At 41.3% G+C, this 21,776-nt stretch carries 17 protein-coding genes; 12 read left to right on the top strand and 5 right to left on the bottom strand.

Annotation, left to right across the window (positions count from 1 at the left end):
* The first annotated feature begins 72 nt into the window (after positions 1-72).
* Positions 73-1,332, top strand: a complete 1,260-nt coding sequence (gene tyrS, locus DFO72_RS04085; protein WP_113882575.1) for a tyrosine--tRNA ligase — start codon at positions 73-75, stop codon at positions 1,330-1,332.
* A gap of 95 nt (positions 1,333-1,427) precedes the next feature.
* On the opposite strand, the gene rpsD is transcribed toward tyrS, so the two are convergent.
* Complete coding sequence (gene rpsD / locus DFO72_RS04080; protein WP_009333317.1) at positions 1,428-2,030, bottom strand: 30S ribosomal protein S4; 603 nt, start codon at positions 2,028-2,030, stop codon at positions 1,428-1,430.
* A 587-nt stretch (positions 2,031-2,617) separates the two neighbouring features.
* Here rpsD and DFO72_RS04075 point away from each other — a divergent pair.
* Both DFO72_RS04075 and megL read left to right on the top strand, forming a co-directional pair.
* On the top strand, positions 2,618-4,486 hold the full coding sequence (locus DFO72_RS04075; RefSeq protein WP_113882576.1) for a sensor domain-containing diguanylate cyclase: 1,869 nt from the start codon (positions 2,618-2,620) through the stop codon (positions 4,484-4,486).
* Between the two features lie 141 nt (positions 4,487-4,627).
* Positions 4,628-5,815, top strand: a complete 1,188-nt coding sequence (gene megL, locus DFO72_RS04070) for a methionine gamma-lyase (protein WP_113882577.1) — start codon at positions 4,628-4,630, stop codon at positions 5,813-5,815.
* 50 nt (positions 5,816-5,865) lie between these two features.
* Here megL and DFO72_RS04065 read toward each other — a convergent pair whose 3' ends face one another.
* Positions 5,866-6,345, bottom strand: a complete 480-nt coding sequence (locus DFO72_RS04065) for a GAF domain-containing protein (protein ID WP_113882578.1) — start codon at positions 6,343-6,345, stop codon at positions 5,866-5,868.
* A 214-nt stretch (positions 6,346-6,559) separates the two neighbouring features.
* On the opposite strand from DFO72_RS04065, the gene refZ reads away from it, so the two are divergent.
* On the top strand, positions 6,560-7,189 hold the full coding sequence (gene refZ, locus DFO72_RS04060; RefSeq protein ID WP_113882579.1) for a forespore capture DNA-binding protein RefZ: 630 nt from the start codon (positions 6,560-6,562) through the stop codon (positions 7,187-7,189).
* A gap of 6 nt (positions 7,190-7,195) precedes the next feature.
* On the opposite strand, the gene hisJ is transcribed toward refZ, so the two are convergent.
* Positions 7,196-7,990, bottom strand: a complete 795-nt coding sequence (gene hisJ / locus DFO72_RS04055; protein WP_113882580.1) for a histidinol-phosphatase HisJ — start codon at positions 7,988-7,990, stop codon at positions 7,196-7,198.
* A 554-nt stretch (positions 7,991-8,544) separates the two neighbouring features.
* On the opposite strand from hisJ, the gene ezrA reads away from it, so the two are divergent.
* On the top strand, positions 8,545-10,233 hold the full coding sequence (ezrA, locus tag DFO72_RS04050; protein ID WP_113882581.1) for a septation ring formation regulator EzrA: 1,689 nt from the start codon (positions 8,545-8,547) through the stop codon (positions 10,231-10,233).
* Positions 10,234-10,265: 32 nt separating this feature from the next.
* Here ezrA and brnQ read toward each other — a convergent pair whose 3' ends face one another.
* The gene (gene brnQ / locus DFO72_RS04045; RefSeq protein ID WP_113882582.1) at positions 10,266-11,609 is read right to left on the bottom strand and encodes a branched-chain amino acid transport system II carrier protein; all 1,344 of its coding nucleotides are present in this window, start codon (positions 11,607-11,609) and stop codon (positions 10,266-10,268) included.
* A 322-nt stretch (positions 11,610-11,931) separates the two neighbouring features.
* Between brnQ and DFO72_RS04040 the strand changes: the two genes are divergently transcribed.
* From DFO72_RS04040 to rarD, 6 genes are all read left to right on the top strand, one after another.
* A complete protein-coding gene (locus tag DFO72_RS04040) occupies positions 11,932-13,077 on the top strand; it encodes a cysteine desulfurase family protein (protein WP_113882852.1) in 1,146 nt (381 codons plus the stop codon).
* Complete coding sequence (gene thiI, locus DFO72_RS04035; protein WP_113882583.1) at positions 13,074-14,282, top strand: tRNA uracil 4-sulfurtransferase ThiI; 1,209 nt, start codon at positions 13,074-13,076, stop codon at positions 14,280-14,282. The genes DFO72_RS04040 and thiI overlap by 4 nt, the downstream gene beginning before the upstream one ends.
* A 296-nt stretch (positions 14,283-14,578) precedes the next feature.
* A complete protein-coding gene (locus DFO72_RS04030) occupies positions 14,579-14,782 on the top strand; it encodes an alpha/beta-type small acid-soluble spore protein (protein WP_035330326.1) in 204 nt (67 codons plus the stop codon).
* Between the two features lie 174 nt (positions 14,783-14,956).
* Positions 14,957-16,546, top strand: coding sequence for an acyl-CoA synthetase MbcS (gene mbcS / locus DFO72_RS04025; RefSeq protein WP_113882584.1), 1,590 nt, complete (start codon positions 14,957-14,959; stop codon positions 16,544-16,546).
* A 353-nt stretch (positions 16,547-16,899) separates the two neighbouring features.
* Positions 16,900-18,495, top strand: coding sequence for an amidohydrolase (locus DFO72_RS04020; RefSeq protein ID WP_113882585.1), 1,596 nt, complete (start codon positions 16,900-16,902; stop codon positions 18,493-18,495).
* A 127-nt stretch (positions 18,496-18,622) separates the two neighbouring features.
* The gene (gene rarD, locus DFO72_RS04015; protein ID WP_113882586.1) at positions 18,623-19,555 is read left to right on the top strand and encodes an EamA family transporter RarD; all 933 of its coding nucleotides are present in this window, start codon (positions 18,623-18,625) and stop codon (positions 19,553-19,555) included.
* Positions 19,556-19,689: 134 nt separating this feature from the next.
* On the opposite strand, the gene DFO72_RS04010 is transcribed toward rarD, so the two are convergent.
* Entirely contained in the window at positions 19,690-20,490 is an 801-nt protein-coding gene (locus DFO72_RS04010) for an NAD kinase (RefSeq protein WP_113882587.1), read from the bottom strand.
* A 261-nt stretch (positions 20,491-20,751) separates the two neighbouring features.
* Here DFO72_RS04010 and sppA point away from each other — a divergent pair, with 261 nt between their 5' ends.
* A complete protein-coding gene (gene sppA, locus DFO72_RS04005) occupies positions 20,752-21,762 on the top strand; it encodes a signal peptide peptidase SppA (RefSeq protein ID WP_113882588.1) in 1,011 nt (336 codons plus the stop codon).
* Positions 21,763-21,776: the final 14 nt, after the last annotated feature.

Raw genomic sequence — 21,776 nt, 5'->3', positions numbered from 1 at the left:
GCAGGGGCGTTTTTTGTATGGGTGATACCCTGTTAATGCCTTGAAAATAGCCGTTAATTAGGAGGAGTTAAGATGAGTTTACTTGAAGATTTGCAATGGAGAGGGATTGTTTACCAGCAGACAGATGAAGAGGGCATTGAGAATACACTCGGAAAAGAAACAATCTCTTTATACTGTGGTGTAGACCCAACAGCTGACAGCATGCACATCGGGCATCTGCTGCCGTTTTTAACATTAAGGCGCTTTCAAAAGGAAGGCCATCGTCCAATCGTTCTAGTAGGCGGAGCCACTGGCCTGATTGGAGATCCAAGCGGTAAAAGCGAAGAGCGGAACCTGCAGACGCTGGAAACTGTACAGCATAATGTGGATTGCATAAAGAACCAGCTAAAAAGAATTTTTGACTTTGAAAGTGAAAATGGTGCAATCATGGTTAACAACTATGATTGGGCAGGCTCCATGGATATTGTTACATTCCTGCGTGATTACGGGAAACATGTCGGAGTCAATTACATGCTCGCTAAAGACACCATTTCCTCCAGACTGGAAACGGGAATTTCCTTTACTGAATTTACTTACACGATCCTGCAGGCCATGGATTTCCTTCATTTATATGAGAACCATAACTGCAAAATGCAGATTGGCGGAAGCGACCAATGGGGGAATATCACAACAGGCCTGGAGCTCATCCGCAAAATGGCGCCTGAAGGGTCCAAGGCATACGGCCTGACCATACCTTTGGTTACGAAAGCGGATGGAACAAAATTCGGCAAAACGGAAAGCGGAGCAATCTGGCTTGACCCGGAGAAAACATCTCCTTATGAGTTTTACCAGTTCTGGATTAACACAGCAGATGCGGATGTAATCAAATACCTTAAGTTCTTTACATTCTTATCCCGTGAAGAAATTGAAGGCCTTGAAAAAGCTGTTCAGGAAGAACCGCATCTCCGCAAAGCCCAAAAAACACTTGCTGAAGAAATGACACGCCTGATTCATGGGGATGAAGCATTGGAACAGGCTATCAAGATTACAGCAGCGTTATTCAGCGGAGAAATTAAAAACCTTTCTGCTTCAGAGATTAAACAAGGCTTTAAGGATGTTCCATCTTATGAGCATTCTGAAGGCGAAGAATTGGGGATCGTTGATTTGCTTGTTGCTGCCAAAATCTCCCCATCCAAACGCCAGGCACGTGAAGATGTGACGAATGGCGCTGTTTCAGTAAATGGTGAACGCATAACTGAGCTTGACTACACTCTTTCTGATAAGGACAAGATTGAAGGCCAATTTACTGTCATTCGCCGCGGAAAGAAGAAATATTTCCTAATTAAATACTAACTTAAAATCCCTCCTGTAACGGAGGGATTTAAGTTATCTCAGCGTTTTCCGGACAACAAAAAAACTGCCGAAATGCATCGGCAGTTTTTAAATTATTAACGAGAGTAAAATTCAACGATTAGAGATTCGTTGATTTCAGCTGGAAGTTCAGAACGCTCTGGCATGCGAGTGAAAGTTCCTTCTAGCTTGTCTGCATCGAAAGATACGAAGTCAGGTACAAAGTTGTTAACTTCGATCGCTTCTTTAACGATGTCAAGGCTGCGAGATTTTTCGCGAAGTGTAATTGTTTGACCAGGTGCTACGCGGTATGATGGAATATCAACGCGAGATCCATCAACCATGATATGACCATGGTTAACTAGCTGGCGAGCTTGACGGCGAGTGCGTGCAAGACCCAAACGGTAAACCACGTTGTCAAGGCGTGATTCAAGAAGAATCATGAAGTTTTCACCGTGCTTACCAGGCATTTTGCCAGCTTTATCGAATAAATTGCGGAATTGACGCTCATTTACTCCGTACATATGACGAAGCTTTTGCTTCTCCTGCAATTGTAATCCGTATTCAGATAATTTTTTGCGCTGGTTTGGACCATGTTGTCCAGGAGCGTAAGGACGCTTTTCTAATTCTTTACCAGTTCCGCTTAGAGAGATTCCAAGACGACGGGATAATTTCCAGCTTGGACCAGTATAACGAGCCATTTAAGACTCCTCCTTTTGTGTTTTTATTTGGGTAAAATAAAAACAGAAACAGATGCGCACAACAATCATGTCCATTTTGTTTTCATGTACCTTCGCCCTAGCAGCAGAGGGTTACACAGTACCCCATCCCCAGAAAACTCTGGTTGAGGAACAAAATGAGTGCATCAAGGTGCTCACATAGGCTGCAATATTTTACACAAGGAGTATTATATAATTTTTAGAGGATAAAAGTCAAGATGATTTTATTTTTTACTTCTTCATATTTAAAGGATGTTTAAATTATAAGCGAAGATTTTGTCCTGTGCCATAATTCACTTGAAATTAGAAAACTTAATAAAGAGTCAACTTGAAAGATATGATATAATAAAGAAAAAATTGGAATTATTAGATTAAAGGGAATGCAGCTTCGCTTTTTTTATTTTAATGTGTGCTTCTTGCTGCAATTACTTTTATTAAAAGTTATGAATTTAGGAAAGTTGAAACGAAATAGCCACATGTATGCCGAAAATATTAATTCTTATTCGTTATAATATACCTTATTGGTTTATAGATTCATGATCTGAGACATTTGATAGGTGATAATAAAGATGGATACACTTGAACGCCAAATCATACTTAATTTAAAAAGCCGATTTTTTGACATTATCGATACGGAGAACGGTTTCTTTCACTATGAAAAATTGCTGAATGAAATGCTCTCTGCCATTAAAGCCCTTACCGGAGCGGGTGATATAACTCTGTACGTCTTTAATGAATGGAAGCAGGAGTTTTTTGCAGAAGCTTCCACGAACCCGGATGCTTTGCTTTCACCTGCTTTTTCAAATGATTTAAAAAGATGGGCTAACAATAACAGAGAGTTGCAGAGTTTAAGCACGGAGATTAAGGAAGAACAAATAATGATTCCTCTTGTAAAGAGAGGCCAGCTGCTGGGATGCATGATTTTAACAGGTGAATCACGCTGTTTTCATTCCTATACAGAAAAAGTAATTCAGGAGCTTAGCGAAGAATGCGGGCAATTTCTTGATAAAGCTCAGAGTCTGGCCAAAATTGCATCAGAAGAAAAACGTTATAAACAGCTGTATAGAGTTACGGAGAAATTCCATTCCTCAATGGATATGGATATGGTGCTGGGGGAGATTATTTATACTCTGCAGGAAATGTACCCCACTTTTACCTATTATCTTCTGCTGTCTCAGGATAACAATAATCATGGGGATCTGCCCATCAGAGACCTTGAATATGACAGCGAAAACATCGCGGCCATGCAGGCATATGTCACAGGAGCTGTTCAATTTGAAGATTCCCTGCAGGAAATGCGCTCTATCTTATATGCCCCTTTAAAAGGGAAGCAGGGGGTTTATGGAGTGCTTCAGGTCATTGCGCCTAATACCATCATATTCCCTAAAAATGAAATTGAATTTATCACGCTTCTGGCCAATACTGCAGGCAGTGCACTGGAGAATGCGCAGCTTTATCAGCAATCCAAGCGATTGATAGCGGACCTTCAATTAATTAACGAAACTTCCCACCGCCTGAATTCGAATTTGCGCCTGACAGAAACCATGAACTTCATGGCAGATCAGATTCTGCATTCCTTTGATGCTGAAGAAGCGGGTTTCATCTTGATAACTTCTGATAGTGCAGATGTGAATATAATCCAGGGCAGTACTGAATTTTTTCAAACCAAAGAGGCAGAAGTCTATATTCAGTATATAAGGAAAAAGATCATCAAGGAGAAAGAGTCTCTTTTTATTGGGGATTTTTCTTTACAGTTCGAGGGTACGGCCAGCTTTTATAAATCGATCATGGCTGTTCCAATGACCCAATCTGGAGTATTAAAGGGATTTGCCCTTGTCATGCATACTTCACCTTATCATTTTTCATTTGAAACTTTCAAGCTTCTCCAGTCTTTGATTCATCATTCCACGCTCGCCTTTACCAATTCAATGCTTAGAGAAGAGCTTGAAAAGATGGTTGTAACGGATCACTTAACGAAGCTATATTCCCGAAATTATCTGGATGATCGGATTCATCAGTCCATGAATGAAGATCATGAAGGAACATTTATGCTTGTAGATATAGATGATTTTAAATTGGTAAATGATACATACGGACATCAGGTTGGCGATGAAATCATTATTCAAGTTGCCGATTTAATTAACAGAAATATCCGCAGCACTGATATTGGCGCAAGATGGGGCGGAGAGGAGCTGGCTCTTTACCTGCCCGGTGTTTCATTGCCTGCGGGAGCACTTATTGCTGAACGGCTTGTCAGAAAGGTATGTCAAATCACAGATCCCCAGGTAACCATTTCATGCGGTGTTTCGTATTGGAGCAGGGGGAAAAAAGATTCATATGCTGCGCTTTTTAAGAGGGCTGACAGGGCATTATATACCGCCAAAAATACAGGGAAAAATAAAGTGATCATTGAGTCGGCTGCAGATTCATATATCTAGGGACTGCCTTTGGAAAGGCAGTCTTTATTGATACTTTTCCAAAACAAAATACTTTCAAAAAATATACTATTATCATATGCTGAAAAGAGAAGTTTATTATAGATAATAATGTAAGCGTTTGCAACGAAAAGGAGAGGTAAAATGGATAGGAAACATCGGTTTAACTTCGAGACGCAGGTCATCCATGAAGGATACGATGCTGAAAGGTTCAAGGGGAGCCTCGCACCGCCAATATTCCAGACGTCAACTTTTACATTTGAGACAGCACAGCAGGGGGAAAAACGTTTTTCCGGTGAAGAAGAAGGCTATATCTATTCCCGTCTGGGCAATCCAACAGTTAAAATGCTTGAAGAAAGAATGGCTGCACTGGAAAATGGGGAAGCAGCCCTTGCTTTTGGGTCTGGTATGGCTGCAGTCTCAGCTGTCCTGTTTGCTTTAACCAAAACAGGTGATCATATTTTATGTTCTCAGGGAGTTTATGGATGTACATTTGGACTCCTGGAGATGATGAAGGAAAAATTTCAAATCAGCCATGATTTTTCAGCTATGGAGTCAAAGCAGCAGCTGCTTGATGAAATTAAACCGGAGACTGCCTGTATATATGTTGAAACACCAATAAATCCGACAATGAAATTAGTGGATCTGAAAATGGTTGCAGAAGCAGCGAGAGAGAAAGGAATTCCAGTTGTAGTGGATAATACCTTCTGTTCGCCATATTTGCAGAATCCGATCGAACTGGGATGTGATATTGTCATTCATAGTGCGACAAAATACATTGGGGGCCATGGTGACGTAGTTGCCGGGCTTGTAATAGGCCCTAAAGAATTTTTGGATAAAGTCTCCATGACGACTCAAAAAGACATTGGAGGCATTATTTCACCTTTTGATGCCTGGCTGCTTCTGCGGGGATTGAAAACACTTGCAGTCAGGCTCGACAGGCATTGTGACAATGCGGAACGGCTTGCATCATACTTGCTGGCACATCCAAAAGTAGAAAAAGTTTATTTTCCTGGAGACAGCAATAATGCAGATTTTGAAATTGCGCAAAAACAAATGAGGAGACCTGGCGGGATGATTTCTTTTACTCTAAAGGGGGGGAAAGAGTCTGCCCAGGAATTTATGAACCGGCTGAATCTTATTAAAATTGCCGTGAGCCTTGGAGATGCTGAGACATTAATTCAGCACCCTGCTACTATGACTCATGCAGTGGTTCCAAAGGAATCACGTGAAAAAATGGGCATTGAAGATACGCTGCTGAGGCTTTCAGTTGGGCTTGAGTCAGTTGAAGATATCAGGGATGACCTGTCCCAGGCACTCGAAGGAGTCTAATAGTAAAAGGAGATGGCCTCAGATACGGTCATCTCCTTTTTGCCATTCTGTTAAAGGAATGATATAAGTACTTCCGAGAAGTCTTCCAGGTATTTTTGGTCAAGTTCATCAAACCGGTTTTTTTCTGGAGAATCAATATCCAGCACACCAAGAAGATTGCTCTCTTTGACTAGCGGAATGACGATTTCAGACTGTGAAGCTGCGTCACAGGCGATATGTCCAGGAAATTGGTGGACATCTTCAACACGGACTGTTTCCATTTGCTTGGCAGCTGTCCCGCAAACGCCTTTACCAAGGGGGATTCTTACACATGCCGGCAGACCCTGAAATGGCCCGAGAACTAGCTCGCCTTCTTCCATCAGGTAAAATCCTACCCAGTTTGTACGGTCCAGGAATTGATTAAGAAGTGCTGATGCATTGCTTAGATTTGCAATGCTGTTCGTTTCTCCTTCAAGAAGAGCAGAGAGCTGTTTAATCAATAATTGATAATTTTCTTCACGGGTTCCCTTGTATGATTCGACACTAAACATCACAATTCACCTTACTTTCTCATAGATATATGAATTTCCTGGCAGATGAACAGGAAATTAGATAGACATTGTCGAGAACTTTAAAAAGGATAAGACGATTTTAGCAAGAATGTTTAATTATCACAACAAATCCGTTTTTGATTAAACCCATAATTTATTATTCGCTCATATGTGCAGGAACAGAGACGTTACAAAAGAAAGCGAGGCGGGAAAGATGAAAAAAAATTCAAAAGAGGCAATTGTGTCGGCCGCTATATCCTTATTTAATACGAAAGGTTTCTCAGGGACTTCCATCCGTGATATTGCAGGCAAAGCGCAGACGAATCCAGCGAATATCGCATACTATTTCGATAATAAACACGGGCTGCTTGAATATTGCTTTACTGAATTTTTTGAAGGGTATATTCAGGAGATAGAGAAGGGGTTTTCATTTCTTGAGCAGGGGGCGGCTTTTAGCCTGAAAAAAATTGCGCAAAATATCATGGTTTATCAATTTGAACATAGCCATTTAACAAGATTGATACTTCGGGAAATTTCTATAGATTCCCAAGTGGTAAGGGAAATCATGTCCACTTATTTAGCAAAGGAGAAGTTTTATTTTGGCAAGGTGCTGGAAAGGGGAATGAAAACAAAAGAGTTTCGTATCCATACAGCCAATTATATGATTGTCCAGCTGAAAGGACTCCTGTCCATGCCATTTTTGAACACACATTATATGGCTGAAGTTCTGCATGTATTTCCCCATGAAAAATATTTCGCAGACAAATACACGAAGGAGATCTTCAATTGGGTTGATGGAGTCCTGTGCAATCATGCCGGAAAACCTTATGCTGCTGTGCTCTAAAAGCATTTATAGGTGTTTCATCCAATCAAGGCCCTGACCCATTTCCTTTGCCTGATGAGAATCGGACCCATAAATCAGTGAAATGCCTTTTTGGGCCGCTGCTTCTGCAGCCCAATCGGGAGGATAGGACTCTTTGCATAACGGCTTGGAGAAACCGGCTCCGTTATAGTCGAGTTCATAGCCTTGATTTTGCACCTCATCAAGGATTTGGTATATTTCCTCTCTAAATTCCCGATCAGCGGGATATTTTTTTTGGAATTTTTTCACCAGGGTTATATGCCCAATCCTTCTTGGTTTATACGGCCCCAAATCTGCTTTTATAGATAAAAGCAGGGTGCGGAAATAATTCATATAAACTGCTTCAATAGAACCGTATTCTTCGATCATCTTTGCAAAAACATCGGGACTGTAGTCCAGGCATTCGTAGCGGCTTCCATGCTTTAGAAAGTGTACAGATAAAATAGAGTCATCCATATATCTCCCGTTCATATCAAGAAATTTGCGGATCTCCTGTTCAAAGCCTTCAATATAATCCACTTCAAGCCCCGCATTAATCCTGATTTTCCCTTGATAAGCAGCTTTCACCCTTGATATATCAATAAAATATTTCTCAAGATGCTCCTTGCGCATCGCACTGTCGCAAGCAGGTGCGGGATCCTCAAAGCCCTCAGGGAGCGGAGCATGTTCAGTAAATGAAATTTCTTTAAAACCCAGATTTATTGCTTTTTCAACATAATCTTCCAATGCGTCCTTTGTCCCATGCGGACAATAGGGAGTGTGGATGTGTCCGTCTTTTAGCATATGGAGAACTTCCTTTCAGCAAATGTTTATCGCAGTCTAACGGGCAGTTAAACTCTAAGGTATCTTAGAAGGAATCGAGAGAGTCAAACTGCCCGTAAAGGCCCGAAAGAAGTACAAACTAAGAACGCCATGTCCTGTGGCAAGGTCTTTGTGACACACTTCCTGAGGACCTCAACTAACAAACAGTCGGGAAGAAACCCCGCTGTTTGAAGTTTCATTTATCCAGTACTCAAGTCACTTTTTAACATATCTCTTAAATAAAGAAGGAAATCTTTTATAAAAAGCGAATTGTTTGTATTTGAACAGCTCATATAGTTCAATAAAAAAATACGGATGTTCCAAGTATTTTCCGAAAATAGCAATTTAGACAAGATATAAAAGAAGAAATTCATAAAAATATGAAATAAATAGTCAAAAAATGTCGTTTACATGGTATCATAAAAGCATTGAAAATAACATGTGAAAATGAAAAAACGCCCGCGGGCATTTGATATTTCTTAAATAAAAACTTTACATATACATATTGGCTCGGGAACAGAACAGGGGGCTTTAAAATGGAATACATCATTGGAGTTATAGTCATTCTTTTATGCCTATATCTCACGGGTTATTTTTTAAAGAAAAAACATTATAAGGAAATTGACAGGCTGGAAACATGGAAAATGGACATAACGGACCGCCCAGTCCTGGATGAGATGTCAAGAGTGAAAAAGCTTAATATGACGGGCCAGACAGAAGAATTATTTGAGCGCTGGAGAAATGAATGGGATGAGATCGTAACATCACAGCTCCCGGATGTGGAGGAATTGTTATTTGATGCTGAAGAGAGCATCGATAAATACCGCTTTAAGAATTCCCAGGAAATCCAGCAGAGAATAGAGAAGAGATTAACTGAGATTGAAGAAAGCATAAAAAATCTGCTGAGTGAATTAAATGAGCTGGTAGGCAGTGAAGAAAAAAATAGAGCGGAAATTGAAGAACTGAAAGAAATGTATCGCCAATGCAAAAAGTCTCTGCTTGCGCATCGCCATACATTCGGTAAATCAGAAAAAATTCTTGAAGAACAGCTGGATGAAGCATTGGCCAAATTTGAAGAATTCGATGAGAAAACCGAGAAGGGCAATTACCTTGAAGCTCGTGAAACCCTTTTAGTGATCAAAGCCCTGCTTGAGGATTCTCAGGTTAAAATGGAATCTATTCCCAATCTGATGGTTGAGTGTCAATCCAAGATCCCTTCCCAGCTGGAAGAGTTAAGGGATGGGTACAAGGAAATGCTGGATCAGGGGTATCTGCTTGATCACCTTCAACTAGATAAAGAACTTGAGAGGCTTGAAGAACAAGTAAAAGGATATGCCGGCTCCATTGATCAAGCGCAAATCGAGGAAGTTCAAAAAGGAGTCGAAGAGATTAAAGATAATATTGAACTTCTGTATGATCTGCTCGAAAAGGAAGTACATGCCAGACATTACTTGAGTCAACAGGATGAGGCAACAAGAAACATGCTTTATAATAATAAAGATATGAATAATCAGCTTAAGACAGAGATAACGGCTATCAGGAATAGCTATCATGTTCCAGACAAGGATCTGGAAATTCAAATCCACCTGGAGAAAAAAATAACTCAGCTCTTCAAAAAGTTCGAAGTGCTGGAGCATAAGCTTAATAGCGGGAGTACTCCCCATACAGTCTTGAGAGAAGAACTTGCTGAAATCAAGGAACACATTGAGGAAATTTCAGATGAGCAGACAGCCTTTGCGGAAATGCTCCAGGCCTTAAGAAAAGACGAGATGTCTGCAAGGGAAAAGGTGAAAGAGTTAAGCAAGAAAGTGGCAGAAACGATAAGGCTTATCTCCAAAAACAATGTGCCCGGAGTTTCCCAGGAATATAAATATTTGATCCAGGATGCGAAAGAAAGCATAGATAATGTGCTGGCTAAACTCGATGAGAAACCATTGAATATTCCTGCGGTTCAGCAATATCTTGAAGTTGCTGTGCTTACTGTCGATAAGGCTGCTGATTCAGTGGGTGATATGATTGAGACGATCCTTTTAGCAGAGAAAGTCATTCAATATGGAAACCGATACAGAAGCAGATATCCATCTATTGATAAAGGGTTAAAGGAAGCAGAAGCTTCATTCAGAAGCTATGAATATAAATCAGCACTGGAGCAGGCTGCAGCTTCGATCGAAGAGGTCGAGCCGGGTGCGATCAAGAGAATAGAAGAAATGATTACTGAGCACTAAAAAACCAGATCCGGTTGGATCTGGTTTTTTGTTTAGTCATTTACTGCAATTGGCTTTTTAGATTCTCCGAAAGCCATTGCCAGGAAGTAACCTATAACAGCTCCTGCAATGGCAGGCACTATCCAGCCGATTCCTTCAGCAAAGAATGGCAGGAATTGCAGTGAGTCTGTGATAACGGATACATCCATTCCAGCAGTTTTTAGCCCATCCACAAAACTAATTAAGCCTGTGGGAATTAAAGCCCCTATATATACCGAAGAGTATCCATTAAATGCATTGTGCATAAAGGAAAGCAGGATCAGTACGATGGCCAGAGGATAAATTATGATTAAGATTGGCAATGAAAGTTGAATCAGCTGAGTTAAACCAATGTTTGCAACCACCATGCTGAACAGCGAAAGAATGATAACAATGATTTTATAAGGTACTTTTGGAAGCAGCTTATGAAAGTACTGCGCACAAGCGGAAACGAGTCCGACAGATGTTGTTAGGCATGCTACCGTAATGGCCAATCCAAGGATCAATGCTCCAGCAGGACCAAATAGGTACTGAGAAGCAGCGGATAGGATAGCGCCGCCATTATCAAGTTGACCTATAGCTTCCATACTTGATGCCCCAATAAATGCAAGGGACAAGTATACTGCCGCAAGACCAGCAGCTGCTATAAGTCCGGCTGTAATGCATATTTTCATCAGTGAATGTTTATTTGTCACACCCATGCCCTGTATTGAACCAATAACAATAATACCAAATACTAAAGCTGCAATTGTATCCATAGTCAGGTAGCCTTCAATGAAGCCTTTAAAGAACGGCCCCTCTTCATATGCCCCCATTGGCGCTTTTAATTCGCCCATTGGAGTAATGAAGCTTTTAATCACCAGGACAGCAAGGATTATGAGGAGTGCAGGTGTGAAAATACTCCCGATTCTATCCACTAACTTCGATGGATTCAAAGAAAGCCATGCTGTAATGCAAAAGAAGACAATGGTATAAGCCAATAAAGTATAAGTACTATTGGAAGCGGTTTCAGACAAGAACGGAGTGATCCCTATTTCAAAAGCAACAGTTCCGGTACGCGGAATTCCGAAAAATGGCCCGATAGCTAAGTACATAATAATCGTAAAAATAATTCCATATAAAGGGTGTACCCGGCTTGCAATAGTCTGTAAATCGCCATTTTTGGCAATGGCAATAATGCCTAATAGAGGCAATCCGACCCCTGTAATTAAAAATCCGATAATAGCGGTCCATACATTCGTGCCGGCAGATTGTCCCAGGAATGGAGGGAAAATCATATTCCCCGCCCCAAAGAATAGAGCAAATAACATGAGTCCGACGGCGAGAATTTGTTTTGGTGCCAATGTTTTATTCTCCATATATATCCTCCTGAAAATGGTTCCATATCTTAATGTTTAGAACATTTTCATATTAGCACAGGTGCTAAAAAAAATGTCGAAAAAATTCGAAGTCTTAATATTAAGTATTTTATAATAATAAACTGGAGCTGTCCTTACTCACAGTGCAATGTTAACAGCTTTCCACTGGGGCAGCAATTCATTCATTTGGTTAAACTGTACAAACTTGAATAATTTAATAGTAAAGAAAAAAACAAAAGCTTTAATTACATTTCCAATTTTACGTGGTTATGATATGATTTACAGTTGGCTAAAGGGTTTTCTTAACGGAAAGGAGAAGTCCGTGATATATTTTGATAACAGTGCAACGACAAAACCATATAAAGAAGTGCTTGAATCTTTTATAAAGGTTTCTTCAGAATACTTTGGGAATCCCTCTTCCCTGCATGGATTCGGCGGAAAAGCTGAGAGGCTGCTGATGCAGGCACGTGAGCAAATTGCTCATCTGCTAAATGTTAAGCATAATGAGGTGTATTTTACATCCGGAGGGACAGAGAGCAATAATCTTGCAATAAAAGGAACGGCTCTAATGCATAGAAAAAGAGGCCGCCACATTATCACAACTGGATTGGAACATGCTTCAGTGAAGGAAGCGATGGATCAGCTGAAGGAATTGGGCTGCAGCATCTCCATCATTGCACCGGATAAAAACGGTATTGTCCATGCTGAAGACATTGAAAAGGAAATTACACCGGAAACTATTTTAGTCTCTGTCATGCATGTAAACAATGAAATTGGTTCCATTCAGCCAATAAAGGAAATTGGAGAGATGCTGAAGAAGCATTCGCGAGTGGTATTTCATGTAGATAATGTCCAGGGAATCGGCAAGGTTCCTCTTGATCTTTATCAAGCAAGCGTGGATCTGTGTACGATATCGGCTCATAAATTCCATGGTTTGAAGGGGAATGGGGTTTTGTTCATTCGTGATGGTCTTCGTCTTTCACCGTTATTATCCGGGGGCAATCAGGAATGGAAAATGAGAAGCGGCACAGAAAATGTAGCTGGCATTGTAGCAATGGCAAAGGCGCTAAGGCTGACAATAAATAATATGGAAAGGCGTTTGAGCCAAATTTTATCCATTAAAAGGTATATTTTTGAGGAAATGAATAAAATCGAGGGTATTACTGTCCATACTCCCGAAAAAAACTCTGCTCCTCATATTGTGAATTTTTCCATAGAAGGATTCAAAGCAGAGGTATTTGTCCACGCTTTAGGAGAGCGCGGGATATATATATCAACTACAAGTGCCTGCTCTTCAAAGAAAGCTGCTGCCAGCAGCACCTTGATGGCTATGGGAATCCCTGAAAAAGATGCAAAAAGTGCAGTCAGGATCAGCTTATCTTATGATAATACAATGGAAGAGGCAGAGGTTTTTATTGAGGCAGTAAAAGAGAACGTTATTAGGCTAAGAGAGGTTATGAAATCATGATAAATTATGATCGTATACTTATACGATATGGAGAAATCTCCACAAAAGGCAGAAACCGGAATATGTTTGTGGATAAATTAAGAAAAAGCATATTCGATGTGCTCAATGAATTTCCCGGGATCAAGATAGAATCTACAAGAGACCGGATGTACGTTGTTATGAATGGTGCAGATGGCAGAGAGATTTCTGATCGCCTTAGGGGCATTTTTGGCATACAGTCTTTCAGTCCTGCTGTTAAAACCACTAAAAATATCGAAGAAATGAAGGCAGCCGCGTTAGGGTTGTTCTTAAAACATTTTGAAGAAGGAAAGACTTTCAAAATTACGGCTAAGAGAGCGGATAAAAGTTTCCCTTTAAATACAGATGAACTTAACCATGAATTTGGCGGACACCTCCTGCAGAATGTGCCGGGGCTAAAAGTGAACGTGAAAAAACCGGATATAAATCTGCAAATTGAAGTTCGCGAAGAGGCGGCTTACCTATCATGCGAAACTATTCAAGGGGCTGGCGGACTTCCTGCAGGTTCCAGCGGAAAGGCCATGCTTATGCTCTCTGGGGGAATTGACAGTCCGGTAGCTGGTTACTTGTCCATGAAGAGAGGATTGGAAATTGAAGCTGTCCATTTTCACAGCCCGCCTTTCACGAGTGAGCGTGCAAAGCAAAAAGTAATTGATTTAACTGAAAAACTTGCTAATATTGCTGGAACCGTTGTACTCCATATTGTCCCATTTACAGAGATTCAGCAGCTGATCCATCAGCAGGTACCGTCGAATTATACGATGACGGCTACAAGACGATTAATGCTCCGGATCACTGATGAAATACGCAATAAAAATGATGGTCTAGCCATCATCACTGGGGAAAGCCTAGGACAGGTAGCCAGCCAGACACTCGAGAGCATGTTTGCCATTAATGATGTGACTGCAACACCTATCCTTCGTCCTCTTATCACAATGGATAAATCAGAAATCATCGAGATTGCTCAAAGCATCGATACTCACGATATATCCATCAGGCCATTTGAAGATTGCTGTACCGTTTTTGTCCCATCATCCCCAAAAACAAAACCAAAACGCGACAAAGTCCGCCGCTTCGAAAGCTTTGTTGACTTCGAACCGCTCATCGCAAAAGCAGTTGAGGATACCGAAAAGATGGTTATTAAACCTCAATCGCGCAATGAAGAGTCTTTTGGGGAGCTATTTTGATCTAAATGCAGGTTAATTGTTAAGTGGCGGATACAGGTTTTATTTCGCTGAGTTAATTGTAGCGGAGCACCTGCGGGAGGAGAGGGAGCGGGAGACCCGGCAGGCGAAGCCGGGAAGCTTCCAGTTCCTCCCCGCGGAAAGCAAGTGACCGCAGCGGAAATCAACGGTCTTCATCTATATGCCAAAACAGCAATTGTTAAATTTAACTTCAAAAATAATACAACAATTACCAATTAATTAGTGTATATGGCCATGTGATTCTACACATTCTATACTCACAAGGAGGTGAAAATCACATGGCAAACAACAACAGCTCAAACCAACTTCTAGTTCCTGGAGTACAACAGGCTCTTGACCAAATGAAGTACGAAATCGCTACTGAATTCGGTGTAAACCTTGGTGCTGAAACTACTTCTCGCGCTAACGGTTCTGTAGGTGGAGAAATCACTAAGCGTTTAGTTCAAATGGCTGAACAGCAATTAGGCGGTTTCCAAAGATAATTAAATAATATGGCTACAAGGAGCAGGAATCATTCCTGCTCCTTATTTTTGCGCAAAAATTATTTTTCAAAAAATAAATAATTTAAAATTTTATAATAATTTAGTATAATAATTTCTATAGAGTTCACATCCAAGTTCAGACACCAGCATATGAAATTGTCAGGGGGAGATTTGATGAAACGGGAAGAATTAATTGCACCGGAGAAATACAATCTCGTATCAGAAATGGAGCGGTTTGCCGGAGATAAGGACAAACTTGCAATAAAGTGGGAAAATGAACTGGGAGAAAAGAAAGAGATTACATACAGTGAACTGATCCTAAATGCAAATAGAATTGGAAACGTTTTCTTGGAAAATGGTCTGAATAAAGGGGATGTTATTCTGATCATTGTTCCAAGACTGATTGAAGCGTATCAGGTTTACATTGCATCACTAAAAGCCGGAATTGTCGTCATACCAAGTTCAGAAATGCTTCGGTCAAAAGATCTGCAATACCGAATTAATCATGGGGATGTAAAAGGTATTGTAAGTTACTATCCATATGTTGATCAATTTAAAGATATTAAGGAAGCTGCAGCACTGCCGAAGTTTGTGATAGGCGGAAACGCAGATGGCTGGACTCAGCTGGATGAGGAAATGAAAAAGGCTTCCGATGACCTTTCATTGGCTGATACATCCCGGGATGACATGGCGTTCCTTTCATATACATCAGGAACAACAGGAAATCCTAAAGGTGTAGTACATACACATGGCTGGGCATTTGCTCACCTAAAAACAGCAGCACCGAACTGGCTATGCATTAATGAAGGCGATACAGTATGGGCAACAGCAGGCCCTGGCTGGCAAAAATGGATCTGGAGCCCATTCCTCTCTGTTCTGGGTTCTGGTGCTACCGGACTTGTCTACAATGGAAAGTTCGAGCCGAAGAAATACCTGCAGCTGTTAGAGGATTACCAGGTAAACGTACTTTGCTGTACGCCGACTGAATACAGGCTGATGGCAAAGGCAGATAATATTCATGAATACAAGCTGCCGGCGCTTCATAGTGCTGTTTCAGCCGGTGAACCGCTAAACCGCGAAGTGATTGATACATTCAAAAAACATTTTAACGTAAATGTCCGTGATGGGTATGGACAAACAGAAAATACCCTGCTTGTCGGCATTACGAAGGATATGGAGCTAAAAGCAGGTTCAATGGGCAAACCGACCCCAGGCAACAGAGTTGACATTATTAATGAAGAAGGTGAGGTATGTGCTGTTGGTGAGGTAGGAGATATCGCTGTCCATGTCGAAACTCCTGCGCTCTTCAAAAATTATTATAAAGATCCGGAAAGAACAGCTATGCAATTCCGCGGTGATTACTATATTACCGGAGATAAAGCAAAGAAAGATGAAGATGGCTATTTCTGGTTTGAGGGACGCGGGGATGATATTATTATCAGTTCAGGCTATACTATTGGACCTTTCGAGGTGGAAGATGCGCTTGTAAAGCATCCATATGTAGCTGAGTGTGCAGTTGTGGGGAGTCCGGATGAAGTGCGCGGATTAATCGTTAAAGCATTCGTTGTATTAAGGGAAGGTGTGGACCAAAGCGAACCTAACCTTGTTTCTCAGCTGCAGGAACATGTAAAAGAGCTGACAGCTCCTTATAAATACCCTCGGAAAATTGAATTTCTGTCAGAGCTTCCTAAAACTACTTCAGGAAAAATTATGCGTGTGGAATTACGGAAAAAAGAAGCGGAAACTGCTTCCGCACAAAACTAAATGTGTAAAAAATGCAGGCGGGAATTCCGCCTGTATTTTTGTTATACTATGGTAAATGTGAACTTTTAGGTTATCGCAGTCTTAAGGGCAGTAAGACCCCCACTTTAACACTCAGTGTGATAAATGAGGTGGGGGGCAAACTCCCCGTAAAGGTCCGATAGAAGAACAAAGACCAAGAACGCCACGTCCTCCCAAAAGCTGCCGCATTCGGTCGTGCGATGTATCGCTGCCGCAGCTTTCCTTGGCCTGTGGCAACGTCTTTGTGACCCACTTCCTGTGGGCCTCAACTAACTATCAGTGGAAAAAGGACCCAAACTAATTGAAGTTTCACTCTATTAAAGGAGAAAAGATTTATGGGAACGCTTTGGCATGGGGGCTCAATTTATACCCTTCAGCAGGAAGGTCATCAGATAGAGTCCGTTTATACAGAAGGAAGCCAAATTATTGAAATTGGCGTCTTGAGAGATTTAAAAAGCAAATATAAAGAAGAGATTCAAAATGAGATAGATCTGCAGGGAAGCACCATGCTGCCGGGAATTGTGGATAGCCATATGCATCTAATCGGGCATGGTGAAAGGTTAATAAGGCTCGACTTATCTAAACACACATCAAAGCAGGAAGTTCTTATGGCTGTAAAGGAATTTTCAGAGACCATAGAAGAGGGAGAGTGGGTCATTGGGGAAGGCTGGAATGAAAATTTATGGGATCAGCCGGAGCCTATTTATGCTTCAGAGCTTGATCAATTTGTTCCGAAGCATCCTGTCATGCTGAAACGTGTGTGCAGACATGCCCTTGCAGTGAACTCCCTTGGATTAGAAAAAGCAAATATTACTGAAGATACTGAATGTCCCCCAGGAGGAGTAATCGATAAAGATGAATCTGGGAAACTAAATGGACTTTTGAAGGACCAGGCCCAGGAGCTTTTATTTAATGTGATGCCGACTGTATCAGATAGCTATTTAAGGAAGTCGCTTCATGCGGCTATTAAAGATGCCTATAAGCTTGGGCTGACAGGAGGACATACTGAGGATCTCAATTATTATGGAGGATTCAGCCAAACTTATCAGGCTTTCAAGCAGGTAATAGAGGAGGATGGTCTATCTTTCCGTGCACATCTGCTTGTTCATCATGAGGTTGCGGATGAAATGAAGGAATCAGGCGGAGGGTATTTAGAGGGAAGTAACCATATAGAGTTTGGAGCTATGAAGATATTCGCCGATGGAGCCCTGGGCGGAAGAACAGCTTTATTAAGCCATCCGTATGCAGATGACCCATCCACTTCGGGAGTTGCCATTTTTTCACAGGAGCAGCTTGATGGATTAGTGGAGAAAGCCCGCAAGCATGAATTGCCGGTTGCCGTCCATACGATTGGGGATTTGGCATTTGAAATGGCATTAAATGCGATAGAAAAGCACCCACTGGAAGGTTTGGGGCGAGACAGGCTCATTCATGCACAAATTCTGCGCAAAGATCTTATAGACAGGGCTAAAAAGCTGCCTTTAATTCTTGATATCCAGCCTAGATTTACAGCTTCAGATTTTCCATGGGTGATTGACCGGATTGGTGAAGAACATATGGAGTACTGTTACGCATGGAAGACACTTCTGAAAGAAGGGATACATTGTGCAGGAGGTTCTGATGCACCTATTGAGCCGGCCAATCCGTTCCTTGGAATTCATGCGGCTGTTACAAGAACAAATATAGATGATCCGCATAATACGGTCTTTTACCCAAGTGAAGCGTTAACTGTTTATGAAGCAGTAAGCTTATTCACAAAAGGCAGTGCATATGCCGCATCCCATGAAAATGATAGAGGTATTATAAAAGAAGGATATCTGGCAGATTTCACCATATTGAATGAAGACATCTTTAAAATGCCAATAGGGCAAATTGCCGCTATTTCAGTTAACAAAACCGTTATTGACGGAATAATAGTATACGAAGCATAAGTGAAAGTGCCAGGCGCCTATTCTGCAGGTGCCTGGCATCGTTTTGCCAGGAAAATGATTGCAAATACTTTTATGGCAGAAGTATAATATAAATATTTCGATACTAGAAAGAATTGAGGAAACGGCAATGAAAAATAATGAAGTGCAAACGGGAGCTCTATACGCAGGGTTTGCTTACTTTTTATGGGGCATTCTCCCGGTTTATTGGAAGTTTTTAGATCACGTTCAAGCAGATGAGATCTTGGCAAACAGGATTTTTTGGTCGTTTTTCTTTATGCTGATGATCTTGCTGGCATCGAAGAAATGGAATGATTTTGCTGCAACGCTGAAAGGATTTAAAACAAATAGAAAGCAGCTCTACGCCCTTATAATTGCCTCCCTTCTGATCAGCACCAACTGGTTTTTATATATTTGGGCGGTCAATACCGATCAGATGATTGAGGCTAGTCTTGGCTATTATATTAATCCGCTCGTAAGTGTGATTCTGGGCATGGTAGTTTTTAAAGAGAAACTATCAACGGCGCAATATATATCTTTTGGATTTGCGTTTGCAGGGGTTATGATTTTGACTGTCAGCTACGGGCGGTTTCCCTGGATAGCCATTGTCCTCGCTTTATCCTTTGGTCTTTATGGGCTTGCCAAAAAGCTTATAAAGGTAGATTCAGCAGTTGGATTAACGCTTGAGACACTTGTAGTGACCCCAATAGCATTTATTTATATGGTTATTCTTTTCATGGATGGCAAACAGGCATTCCTGCATGTTTCGCTAAGCTCCGACTTGCTCCTAATAGGAGCAGGCGCCGCCACAGCAGTACCGCTATTGTACTTTGCTAAAGGGGCACAAAAGATACCGATGTCCATGCTTGGTTTTCTGCAGTATATTGCGCCGACAATTACTCTGATTCTGGGGATTTTCGTTTATCATGAGCACTTTACAAAACTTCACTTGCTTTCCTTTATGTTTATTTGGCTGGCCTTAACGATTTACTCTGTTTCTAGGACAAAACTCTTTGTCCATTGGGAAACAAAACTAAAGCGCGGAAAAGGCATAGGCATATAGAAAAAGAGTTTCGCACCACCATGCGAAACTCTTTCTTTATATATTAGAAGGTATAATCTTTGAACGTCGAGCTGTCTAACTCCAGCGCCTACCCCCTAGAGGTGTCGGGGGTGGGCAAGGCGCTTTCGCTTTTCTTATAAAAATGTCCTCTTAACCTTTTCCCAAAAGGAATTGTCTTTCAGTTTTACGGTTTTAATGATTTTGTCGCTAAGTTTAATATCAATCTTTTCTACATGCTGGATGCTGAGGGCTTCGTTATCCATTCCCATTGTAGGATGGTCGTTGCCATCTTGAACCACCTTTAGGGTAAGCTTTCTGTTTCCGCTCAGGAGAAAGGAAGATCCGAGTGTGCGATAGCGATTATTATTCAGTGAAGCGAGTTCGCTCACCTGCATGCAGGGAAGCAGCGGGTCAACAACAGCTCCATTTACAGATTTATTATAGGCTGTGCTTCCAGTTGGGGTGGCAACAATCATTCCGTCCCCGCGGAACGTTTCAAAATGAAAATCATCGATAAAGACATCGATTACTAAAGTTTTAATGATGGCAGAACGGATGCTGAATTCATTTAAGCACTGAAACGATGTCTGGTCATCAACCGTAACATCAATAGTGGGGTAGCGTCTTACTTCTACTTGTTCATTTGTCATTGCCTCTACCATCTTGGCAGTATCATCGAGATGGAAATCACAGTACAGGCTCAGGCTGCCAGTCGTTGAAATTCCGGCATACAAACAATCATCCCTATAGCCAGTTTTGCGGACAGCCTGCAAAAACGTTCCGTCTCCCCCGATGCTTACAATGATATTTGCTTGTTTGAAGTCATTCACTATGGTAAAGGCATGCTCCTCAGCCAGGCTATAAAGCGGTGCTACTTTTTCCATTGTTGCTTCATCTTTTTTATGATAAAAGTATATATTGCGTCTTTCAGGCATATTCATTCCTCCAAACAGTAATAAAGGTTGTGGAATCCCAGGGGGGGAAATGTCCTTGATGATTTTCTTTCCCAAATAATTCATATTTTGCTATGATTATGGTTGCCTGAGTTCAGTTTACCTTTTTTTGAAACATTTTAAAAGTTTATACGTATGAAGAATATGTGACGAATCGGTTTTCTGGGAATCATAATCAGTCAAACAAGGCACAAGGCGGCTGATTATGTAAAGGAGAAAGCATATTAAAAGGAGGATTTCACAATGAATGGAAAACGTTGGGCTGCACTAGGAATAGCAGCAGGACTGTTTGTTTTTTCCGTTGTGCTGAACTTTGTAACTGCATTTGCATTTACAGATTTTGAAAGCTCGGTAAATGAACTGTTTGCAGGAAGCAATGAAGCATTTTTGGAAGAAGTCATTGAAGAGGGAAATGCACAGAAAAAGATAGCCGTGCTTGATGTAAATGGAGTGATTCAGGATACAGGAGATGCAGCTTCGTTATTTGCAAGCCCGGGATATAATCACAAAGGATTCATGGATAATCTTGAATATGTGAAAGAAGACAGCACAGTAAAGGCGATTGTCATTAAGGTTAATTCTCCAGGCGGAGGGGTAGTGGAAAGCGCCGAAATTCATGATAAGATTGTGGAAATTCAAAAAGAAACAAAGAAGCCGGTATACATATCAATGGGGTCAATGGCTGCATCCGGAGGCTATTATATATCCGCTCCGGCTGACAAGATATTTGCGAGCCCCGAGACATTGACTGGTTCGCTGGGTGTTATCATGCAGGGCTATAATTATGCAGGGCTTGCAGAAAAGTATGGTGTCGAGTTTGTAACGATTAAGAGCGGGCCGTATAAAGATATTATGAGCCCTACCAGGGATATGACAGATGAGGAAAGAAAAATCCTTCAATCCATGATTGATAATTCATATGCAGGGTTTGTTAAAGTCATCTCGGAAGGCCGCGGACTAACTGAGGCACAGGTTAAAGAAATTGCTGATGGCCGTATTTATGACGGACGTCAGGCGAAAGAACTGAATTTAATCGACGGTTTTGGCTATGACGATGATGTAATTGACCAATTAAAGAAAGACCATAAATTAGATGGTGCCCAGGTTGTAAAGTACACTGAGAATTTTGGGTTCGGCTCCATGTTCAGCATGGGAGCACGAAAAATCATGGGTGATGACCTGGAAATGGCAGGGATGATGAAATTGTTATCTCAGCCAAACTCACCGCGTTTAATGTATCTTTATGCTGAATAGGGAGGTGGAGAGAA

Source organism: Cytobacillus oceanisediminis (assembly GCF_004366035.1).
Taxonomy (GTDB): Bacteria; Bacillota; Bacilli; order Bacillales; family Cytobacillaceae; genus Cytobacillus; species Cytobacillus oceanisediminis_C.
Note: the sequence above shows the minus strand (reverse complement) of the source record. Positions and strands in the feature narration are given on the sequence as shown.

Excerpts from the sequence above, each read along its gene's own strand:
- refZ (WP_113882579.1), top strand. The coding sequence starts at position 6,560 with ATGAAAAAAAATTCAAAAGAGGCAATTGTGTCGGCCGCTATATCCTTA.
- DFO72_RS04010 (WP_113882587.1), bottom strand. The coding sequence starts at position 20,490 with ATGCCTGAAAGACGCAATATATACTTTTATCATAAAAAAGATGAAGCA.
- tyrS (WP_113882575.1), top strand. The coding sequence starts at position 73 with ATGAGTTTACTTGAAGATTTGCAATGGAGAGGGATTGTTTACCAGCAG.
- DFO72_RS04020 (WP_113882585.1), top strand. The coding sequence starts at position 16,900 with ATGGGAACGCTTTGGCATGGGGGCTCAATTTATACCCTTCAGCAGGAA.
- rarD (WP_113882586.1), top strand. The coding sequence starts at position 18,623 with ATGAAAAATAATGAAGTGCAAACGGGAGCTCTATACGCAGGGTTTGCT.
- megL (WP_113882577.1), top strand. The coding sequence starts at position 4,628 with ATGGATAGGAAACATCGGTTTAACTTCGAGACGCAGGTCATCCATGAA.
- sppA (WP_113882588.1), top strand. The coding sequence starts at position 20,752 with ATGAATGGAAAACGTTGGGCTGCACTAGGAATAGCAGCAGGACTGTTT.
- mbcS (WP_113882584.1), top strand. The coding sequence starts at position 14,957 with ATGAAACGGGAAGAATTAATTGCACCGGAGAAATACAATCTCGTATCA.
- rpsD (WP_009333317.1), bottom strand. The coding sequence starts at position 2,030 with ATGGCTCGTTATACTGGTCCAAGCTGGAAATTATCCCGTCGTCTTGGA.
- DFO72_RS04030 (WP_035330326.1), top strand. The coding sequence starts at position 14,579 with ATGGCAAACAACAACAGCTCAAACCAACTTCTAGTTCCTGGAGTACAA.
- brnQ (WP_113882582.1), bottom strand. The coding sequence starts at position 11,609 with ATGGAGAATAAAACATTGGCACCAAAACAAATTCTCGCCGTCGGACTC.
- DFO72_RS04065 (WP_113882578.1), bottom strand. The coding sequence starts at position 6,345 with ATGTTTAGTGTCGAATCATACAAGGGAACCCGTGAAGAAAATTATCAA.
- hisJ (WP_113882580.1), bottom strand. The coding sequence starts at position 7,990 with ATGCTAAAAGACGGACACATCCACACTCCCTATTGTCCGCATGGGACA.
- DFO72_RS04075 (WP_113882576.1), top strand. The coding sequence starts at position 2,618 with ATGGATACACTTGAACGCCAAATCATACTTAATTTAAAAAGCCGATTT.
- thiI (WP_113882583.1), top strand. The coding sequence starts at position 13,074 with ATGATAAATTATGATCGTATACTTATACGATATGGAGAAATCTCCACA.
- ezrA (WP_113882581.1), top strand. The coding sequence starts at position 8,545 with ATGGAATACATCATTGGAGTTATAGTCATTCTTTTATGCCTATATCTC.